Here is an 8,312-nt window from a genome sequence, read left to right as displayed (position 1 = left end):
TGGTCGTTGGAGTCAGACTAACGGAAGGGCTCAATGGCACCATAGTTCATCAACCTTCTTCGCCAGCCATACTGAACTATACCCGTTCTGTAACAATTTTCATCCTCTGTGGTGCAGCGTTTTTTTTGGGCTGCATGGGTGGCTAACGGGTGCTTTACTTCAAGAAGGAGCAAAGCCTTTTTTCTTATTGAACTAAAGAAGCAGGTTAGTTGAACAAGGATTAGCCACAATCAGGAGAGAATTCTCAAAAGGAAAAGTAGATAGGAGTAAACTATGTTTAGTTTTTTATTTGAATTAATTGCAGGATTATTCGGCAGTGTTGGATATAGTGACACTTTAAATACGAAAAAAATTGACCAAAATATTGAACGGTTAAATAAATACGATTGGTTTAAAAAGATTTACGAGGATGAAGAATATCACCGTTTGTTTTTTGTAAATAAACACGTCAGACGTTATTTACAAAGCACAATTCGTGTTAGAAAAATTATTCGTAGTAAAGAAGCACGAAGAAAGTTATTGTACCTTCTTGATAAAGAAATAAAATCATAATTTTCTAATTGAACTAAAGGTACAGGTTTGTTGAAGAAGCTATTAAGGAATTTAAAATAAGAAACCGATGTTTTTAAACATTATATCGGTATACAGAGAGAGTGAGGACTATATTTGAAGTATTTATTCTTGGCAATTTTAGGGGCATTCATAAGTTGGATAGGACTTAGCTTTATTTTGAAAGACTGGGACCAACAAGGGCTTACGATTCTTATCATAGGAATAGTTATTGGATATATTACTAGAAAACAAACTGAAGATAAGCTTTAAACGTAACAAATTTTAAGGAATTTCTTATTCAACTAACGGGTGCTTTAGTTAAACAAGACCATCAAAAAATGATGGTCTATTTTTATATACAATGTGAAATGTTACACTTAAACTAACGAAGCAGGTTAGTTGAATAAGCATAGTTAAAAATCGGAGATTATAATATAAAAAAACCGAACTAATAAAAAGATAGTTCGGATTTCTGTATCTGGTTAGTCTATATTAACTTTTAACGTTTCTAACTCTATTTCTTCGTCTCCTATTTTAAAACTTGGTTCTATGGTTATAAACTCTTCTGTATTTCCATTACCCATATTAGTTATTAGAAAACCATGGGTATATACAAAATACTTTGCTGAATTTTCTTAAGTAAAAGGAAAGGTACTGAATTTTCAATATATGATATAATGAGTAAATTAATAGAAAGGTGTGATACAAATGAGAAATACGAATACTTCCCGTCTAATATGTGTAGGTGAAGCAAAATAAATTACACAAATATTTTGCTTCTATAATTAAGGAGGAGCAAACTTATGAAAGAGATATTTGAAAATAATTTCGAGAAATATGAAAATCCTGAGAAATATGATGAAATATATGGTAACTATCAAGATGATTTACTATATTTAATTGAATATGTAAGTGGAATAGAGAAACCAATCATTGAACTTGCTTGCGGCACAGGTAGATTAACGATACCTATGGCTAAAAGAGGGTTAAATATGGTGGGAATAGATTTACATGCTGGTATGCTAAGTCGAGCAAAACAAAAAGCTACTCATGAACAGTTAAATATTATTTTTGAACAACAAGATTGTACGGAATTAGATTTAGCTTATAAATCGCCACTAATTTTTATGACTGGTAATTCATTTCAACATTTTTTAACAAATGAAAGTCAAAATGCATTATTACATTCAGTAAAGAAACATTTATTACCGAACGGACAATTTATATTTGATACACGAAATCCTAATTTAGCTGAATTATCAGTTTATGGTGAATTTGAGGAGTCTCATCTAAATAATGATAATCAAACTGTATTCGAAAAGCACTTTGAAGAGTACAATCATGTGACTCAGATTTTATATTGTGTGACTCAGACTGAAATTAGTGAAAATGAACAACTAATTCATACAGAAAGTGATTCTATTTCACTTCGCTTTGTTTATCCAATGGAACTTCATCGATTATTAGATTCTCATGGTTTTGAATTAATAAACCTATACGGTTCATGGAAGAAAGATACTTTTATAAAAGATAGTATTTCTATGATTGTTCATTGTAGATTAAAATAAGAATGCCTCGATTGAGTTGAACGAGAATTCAAAGTTAAAAAGCGTATTAGTGACCTTGCTAATACGTTTTTCTATTTCCAAGATGGTGAGAAGAATAAATAAAAAACTTGTTAAACTAACGGGTGCTTAGTTAAACAAGTGGCTGCCTGTAAGGGTAGCTTTTTCTTATTGAACTAACGCAGCAGTTTAGTTGAAGAAGGAATCCGAATATAAATAAAGAATAAGTAATGAGTAAAAAACAGAAGATTGTTAGGAGGGAAATATAATGAAAAAATCATTCTTCATTTTTATATTGATATTACTTACTTTTGCGACTGGGTGCAGTTCTACAACTCCGAATAATCCTTACACTGGACGTGTTTTAAACATTGGTATCATTGGAAATTCCCCTACTATAATAGAAAAAAAGACAGTAAATTTTGTTCCGATTACTTTTGAAGATTTAGCTAATGACAATTATAAAAACTATGATGCTGTCTTTATCATGAAAGACCAATTAGCAGAAGCCTCTAACGATAAATATTCAAAAATTTATACTGAATTACAGAAACCAATAATATTCATTGGAACCGATACATTGACACCCTTCATCTCGGCTGCTATGGACTATCGTCCAAAGAATTTTGAAGAAGGATTGTCGTATTCAGCTGGGTTAATTGAAGGAACTGAATATGGCTTTGGATTATATAACGATAAAGAAAATGAAGCAACGATAAAACTTTTTTATTCTGACCTTTTTAGATTGATAGAGTAAAACAGGAAAAGTTAAAGGGAATTTCCTTCTTCCACTAACGGGTGCTTTAGTTGAAGAAGGACCATCTTTTGATGGTCCTTCTTTTATTTCCAGAATTTCCACCATTTTTTTTGTTGAGTAGCTGCAATTTGTTTTTTTGCTTCTTGTGATTCTCTTAGTGCTTTCATTAGGTTTTGATCTCTTTCAATTTGTCTTTTTTCTTGTGCTTCCAGTCTTTCGAGTATTTTTTGATTAAATTCCTGTTGTGCTTGGATGAATTCAATCAAAGGATTTTTCTCGTGTAGCGGTATAGCGGATGGCGATATGGTTAAATTGGACCGATATAAAGACGCTATATGTTGGACTGATTCATCTAGTGACCTGCCCATATTCTTCATGTCACATAAATACTCTAAGAACCTAATATCATCTTCGCTATATTGACGCCAACCATTTTCGGCTTTGGCGAAAGGGTATCCTTGTTCTTCCAGCATTTGTGAATATTTTCGGATGGTAACGGGTTGTATCGAAAGCCGCTTTGCGACATCTTTGCTGGAATAGGTTTTTGTATTGTTTTGCATATAGTTCACCTCTAAGAAATTATTCGCTATGAATCTTGAAAAAGCCTTTAAAGATAGATTGAAAGGAAAGATTTCAAATGGTAAACTAATAACATACTAAATTTATTTTACTTTTTTTATGTCGAACCCATGCGGGATCTGACGGTGATGAATAATACAGGTCTTTGGACTGATTGTGTTAAAAAGCATGACTTACTATGCTACCAATCTGCCCAAAGGCCTTTTTGTGTTCTTTGGGAGAAAGGATAATGAATCTATGGTTCCTTAAAATCAATCGTTGTTAGAGGTAAAATGTCTCGGAAAATAGTTATTGTTATAAGCAAGGGGAGTCCGTCCTTGTTCGTATCTGGCGAAAATAATAACTAAACGTGATAAAAGAGTGTAGAAGTGTATAGCATTTAAAAACTATAAAACAGGAGTACTTCAAGTACATCGGAAAAGGGAGAGGTAATTAATGACAATCAAACTAAACGAGGTTGAAACGAAATTATTCGAAAGGGTTCATGCAAAACATTTGAGCGTATCGGTAACGAGGAAAAGACAAAATATCAAAAAGAGGAAATCGTAAAAATCGAACGAGATATTCGAAACAAATGTCTGAAGGTGTATTTTCGAAATGGAGAATGGTTCCGGTATTTTACGGACGGAACGTGGGGATGAAGAATGGCTATCGACTTTGGTTGATAGCTCGTATCTGAAAGATGCGAAATGATCAATCGGCGAAGCTGATTGATTCGGACCAGTGCAGCTGGGACGAAACGAAATCGCGAAGCGGTTTCTTGCTACAAAGTAGCAACACTGTGACTTTCATGGGTCACGATTAGAAGCGAACAATGTTCGCTGGCTTTAGGCTTCAATACACACATGAGCAGAACGAGGCACGCCATATGGTGATGTCTTTGAACCGAAGGTGAAATGCGTCACCTTATGGCGTTAACCGTCAAATTAGCGGTTTAGAAGAGTTTTAATTTTATTGCATTTATTAAAAAAACATTTAGGAGGTGTTTAAATGGCAAATAATCGGGGTGGTAATCGACTGAAATATCAAGTAGAGCAAGCAATTAAACGAATTAACTATATCGGAAAGTCTAAAAAAGAGTTGCGACAAAATGAAACTGAAACAGGTATTCATTCCATCACACAAGTGAAGCACACGCTTTCTGTTGGACAGAATTTTGCAGAATGGATAAAAGAGCGGGGAGTAAAAGATCTGTACCAGTTGAAGCGTTCGGATTACCGAGATTATATTTCTCATATGCAGGAAAAAGGAGTTTCAAATGGTCACTTAATCAATATAGAAACGAATTTAAGATTGCTGCAGAAAGGAATGCACAACATTTCAGTAGATAAGGGGTTTGAGGGGCGAGAGTGGATCCCGAAAACTAGATTGATAGATACAGCTACTCGTGAAAAACCACAGGACCGTTCTTATTCCGCAGAAGAAATAAAAGGATTTCGAGAAAAGCTTTCTACCAATACGAAAGTTGGTGCGGATCTCCAACAAGCTTTTGGACTTCGGTTGCGTGAAGTTGCTAATTCAAAAGTGGCCCATATCGTTGAAAAGGACGGTAAGCTCTTCTGGAAGGCTTCAGAAGATAAGCTAGCCTTAAATACAGCACAAGGTGTTACAAAGGCAGGAAGAGGTCGTATATCGCCTTGTAGGCCGGAATTTGAAGCGAGAGTGCGTGAATTGATTCAGGGGAAGGAAAAGGACGCTTTTTTATCTCCTGTGCGTTATAACACGCTTAAATCAGCTTATAATCGTGCAGGAATAAAAGGTTCTCATTCTTTTAGGCATACATATGCCAGAGAAATGCTAAAAAGTGAGTTGCAGCAAAGAGGAATTGAAACCGCAGGTCGTGAAGTGATTCAACGCATGTTAGAAAATCGGGCTGCTGGTTATCGCAAAGACCATACAATCACGAAAAATGAACGACCTTTATACAGGGAAGTCGTACAAGTCATGGATAAGGTGCAGGAATATTTAGGGCATGGAGAAGGTCGTATAGATTTGGCGGAAGTATATCTAAAGGGCGTGTAAAGATAGAACGGAATGGACGGAACCGGCTGAGCGAAGCGATCCCTTTACAATGAGCAGGGGCATGTTAATCTATCTGGGTTCGTGCCACTGCTTTTTTCTGCATGTGGCACTTGGCACGAAAGACACATGCCCCGAAAGGCTCGTTGTAAAGGGCAGCCGGTGGAGTTCATGGAGTGGGGGAAATGAATAAAACAAGTTATTTGGAGTGGCGGATATTTGGTTTTGATTTTAGGGTTTTGAATTAAAAAAAAAGCCCCGTTTTTTGGGGGCTTTTTTGGTCTCTCTTCTCTTTTAATACTATACGTCACTATTTCGGCACGAAATCGGGGCGTATAGTTGCTCTTTGCTCTTACTCTCTCAAGGGTTTCGGAGTTTCGGAAACGACTTTTTCTAGCATAGTGTTTATAAAAAAAGACTTGTTTCCTAGATTCCGAAGTTGTAAGCTAAAGTTACCACACAATAACAAATAAACTAGGAAAGGAGACAAGTCATCTTTTTATATAGTTTTTTATAAAAAACAATGTACGTTGACTTTACAATATATATGCAAAATAATCAAGCTAAAAATGTAGATAAAAGACAATTAAAAGATACCATTTTAGGAAAAGATTTGTTGAATAAATACACGCCTAAAAAGGATTTGAATAGAAAAGCAGCAAACTATATCGAGAAACATTTGACCATAAAATCAGTCGTGAGATTTGAAACATGTAGTAGTTGGATGCAATTTCTGACGAATGGAGAAATGAGTGTGAAGAGATTACATAAAACGGATGCGTGTGGGAATCGTTTTTGTCCAATCTGCACATGGAAAACTGCTAAAAAAGATGCAATTAAATTATCAGTCATGCTCGATGCAGTGAAAGAAATTGAGGGGAAAGAATTTTTGTTTTTAACATTGACTGCCCCCAATTGTACTGGTGATGAATTGCGATTTGAGATTGATAGATTTAATAAAGCGGTTAAAAGATTATTTGATCGTAGGAATGTAAAACGTGTGGTGAAAGGTTACATCCGGAAATTAGAAGTAACAACAGATCAAGAGTCACATATTACCGAAGAATTATACAACCGTAAAAAAGGATATTTTGATATGAGGGGTTATAAAGTTGGGGATGCGAACCCCCAATACAATACATATAATCCTCATGTTCATATAATCGTTGCCGTGAATAAAACTTATTTTACGGATACAAAAGCATTTGTTAAGCAAGAGAATTGGCTTGAAATGTGGCAAGAGTGTATGGAAGATAAGACCATTACACAGGTAGATGCTAAGAAAGTGCGAGCAACTGGTAATTCAAATGCAGTTTTAGAGATTGCTAAGTATTCGGCAAAAGGTTCTGACCTGTATCATAGTGAAGCTGTGTTTGATACGTTTTATATCGCCTTGAAGAAAAGACAATTACTTGTTTTTTCAGGAATGATGAAAGACTATGCGAAAAAATATGAGAATGGTGAACTGGATCGATTCAAGAAACAAGACGAAGCCTTTTATACGCATCTGTTGCAGTCAATATGGAAAGGCTCAAAGTATGAAAATAAATTAAAAGAATTATCTCCAGTAGAGTTGGAAGGGTTTAATAAACGTGCTTTGTACATTGAGGAAAATGACGAGGTGGAATGAGAGTGGCTTTTGCTACTCTTTTTTTAAAAAAAAAGATAAGAAAGTATATAATTTCTTATTCAACTAACGGGGCAGGTTAGTTGAAGAAGAAGGTATATCTTGAATTGTATCGAATTTACATTATAGATTGAAATATTCAAATTAGAATATAGTGAAATGAGGTAAAATATTGGAGATTATTAATTTTAGAGATGAGTATGAAGAAGGTTGGTTACGTTGTAGAGTATTAGCTTATTTACATACATCAATGTATGAGGATGTTGAGACTAAAAAGCCTACTTTTGAAGGAAGACCATCTATTGAGCTAATTGCAGTAGAAAATGGTGAGGTTGTAGGGATTTTAGATATGATACTTGATGATGAAACACTGAAAACTACCTCATTAGGTGAGGGGTTAGGTGCATTTTTACAAGTGATTGCTGTCCATCCTGACCATCAATACAAAGGAATTGGACAAAAATTATATGAAGAAGCCGTTACTCAACTAAAAAGCTTTAATGTGACATTTGTTGAACTTTATACTCGCGGGGATGAACCTGCGAATAACTTTTATAAAAAATTAGGCTTTGAAAAAAGAGTAGAGTACTACGATGTGTTTGGTATTGAAAAAGGGTTACGTTCACCGATATCGATAGAAACAAAGGATGGACGGATTTATGCACAAGATGATAAAGGTCAGTTTTGTGATTATGTAATAACTCAAGGTGTTTATGAGGCTTATACTTTAGAGGCGATAGAAAAAATTGAATATGACCGTTATTATCCATCGATAGGTTATTATAAGCAGTTATAAAAAGTTTTTAGCTCTAAGGTAATTTTCTTTAGGGGATAAGTTTGTCTTATTCAACTCCCATGAAAATTAAAAAATGCTCAAAATCAACAAAATTGCATAACAAAAGAGACTCAAAAATAGCTTTTTTAAAAAAAGGCTGAGCCTTTAGAGTGGTTATATTAAGTTGAAAGGTAAATCAAGAATCAACTCCATTCTCCTTATAATAAAGGTAAGGCTGGTGCAATACCCAAAGTAGGATTAATCTCCCATGAGTGCTACTCGTATAGAGTGCGACAGTCTGTGATGCACCGTGGTCGTTGGAGTCAGACTAACGGAAGGGCTCAATGGCACCATAGTTCATCAACCTTCTTCGCCAGCCATACTGAACTATACCCGTTCTGTAACAATTTTCATCCTCTGTGGTGCAGCGTTTTTTTT

8 protein-coding genes are annotated in these 8,312 nt (G+C 34.9%); 7 read left to right on the top strand and 1 reads right to left on the bottom strand.

The genetic code is table 11. From position 1 onward, the window contains the following. Positions 1-273: 273 nt before the first annotated feature. The 4 genes from PGC35_RS21940 to PGC35_RS21925 all read left to right on the top strand — a co-directional run bounded on the left by PGC35_RS21940 (position 274) and on the right by PGC35_RS21925 (position 2,874). Complete coding sequence (locus PGC35_RS21940) at positions 274-552, top strand: hypothetical protein (protein WP_375220710.1); 279 nt, start codon at positions 274-276, stop codon at positions 550-552. Positions 553-666: 114 nt separating this feature from the next. After that, positions 667-822 carry a hypothetical protein gene (locus PGC35_RS21935; RefSeq protein WP_375220709.1) on the top strand — a complete coding sequence of 52 codons (156 nt, stop codon included), beginning with the start codon at positions 667-669 and terminating at the stop codon, positions 820-822. Positions 823-1,355: 533 nt separating this feature from the next. Beyond that, complete coding sequence (locus PGC35_RS21930; RefSeq protein ID WP_375220708.1) at positions 1,356-2,120, top strand: class I SAM-dependent methyltransferase; 765 nt, start codon at positions 1,356-1,358, stop codon at positions 2,118-2,120. A 265-nt stretch (positions 2,121-2,385) separates the two neighbouring features. Beyond that, positions 2,386-2,874 (top strand): hypothetical protein, encoded by a 489-nt coding sequence (locus PGC35_RS21925; protein WP_375220707.1) that lies wholly within the window; start codon positions 2,386-2,388, stop codon positions 2,872-2,874. A gap of 83 nt (positions 2,875-2,957) precedes the next feature. On the opposite strand, the gene PGC35_RS21920 is transcribed toward PGC35_RS21925, so the two are convergent. Next, positions 2,958-3,434 carry a DUF3967 domain-containing protein gene (locus PGC35_RS21920; protein WP_102782468.1) on the bottom strand — a complete coding sequence of 159 codons (477 nt, stop codon included), beginning with the start codon at positions 3,432-3,434 and terminating at the stop codon, positions 2,958-2,960. Between the two features lie 1,009 nt (positions 3,435-4,443). Here PGC35_RS21920 and PGC35_RS21915 point away from each other — a divergent pair. The 3 genes from PGC35_RS21915 (at position 4,444) to PGC35_RS21905 (ending at position 7,895) form a co-directional block, all read left to right on the top strand. Further along, positions 4,444-5,475 (top strand): site-specific integrase, encoded by a 1,032-nt coding sequence (locus PGC35_RS21915; RefSeq protein ID WP_169361535.1) that lies wholly within the window; start codon positions 4,444-4,446, stop codon positions 5,473-5,475. Between the two features lie 544 nt (positions 5,476-6,019). After that, positions 6,020-7,102: a protein rep gene (locus tag PGC35_RS21910; protein ID WP_375220712.1), complete on the top strand. Its 1,083-nt coding sequence runs from the start codon at positions 6,020-6,022 to the stop codon at positions 7,100-7,102. Between the two features lie 169 nt (positions 7,103-7,271). Further along, the gene (locus tag PGC35_RS21905) at positions 7,272-7,895 is read left to right on the top strand and encodes a GNAT family N-acetyltransferase (RefSeq protein ID WP_375220711.1); all 624 of its coding nucleotides are present in this window, start codon (positions 7,272-7,274) and stop codon (positions 7,893-7,895) included. The last annotated feature ends 417 nt before the right edge of the window (positions 7,896-8,312 follow it).

The sequence above is a fragment of the Psychrobacillus sp. PGGUH221 genome, assembly GCF_042055255.1.
Classification (GTDB): Bacteria; Bacillota; Bacilli; order Bacillales_A; family Planococcaceae; genus Psychrobacillus.
Note: the sequence above shows the minus strand (reverse complement) of the source record. Positions and strands in the feature narration are given on the sequence as shown.

What these genes read in the sequence shown, in the direction of transcription:
- PGC35_RS21940 (WP_375220710.1), top strand. Translation starts at nt 274, where the DNA reads ATGTTTAGTTTTTTATTTGAATTAATTGCAGGATTATTCGGCAGTGTT.
- PGC35_RS21930 (WP_375220708.1), top strand. Translation starts at nt 1,356, where the DNA reads ATGAAAGAGATATTTGAAAATAATTTCGAGAAATATGAAAATCCTGAG.
- PGC35_RS21925 (WP_375220707.1), top strand. Translation starts at nt 2,386, where the DNA reads ATGAAAAAATCATTCTTCATTTTTATATTGATATTACTTACTTTTGCG.
- PGC35_RS21920 (WP_102782468.1), bottom strand. Translation starts at nt 3,434, where the DNA reads ATGCAAAACAATACAAAAACCTATTCCAGCAAAGATGTCGCAAAGCGG.
- PGC35_RS21915 (WP_169361535.1), top strand. Translation starts at nt 4,444, where the DNA reads ATGGCAAATAATCGGGGTGGTAATCGACTGAAATATCAAGTAGAGCAA.
- PGC35_RS21910 (WP_375220712.1), top strand. Translation starts at nt 6,020, where the DNA reads ATGCAAAATAATCAAGCTAAAAATGTAGATAAAAGACAATTAAAAGAT.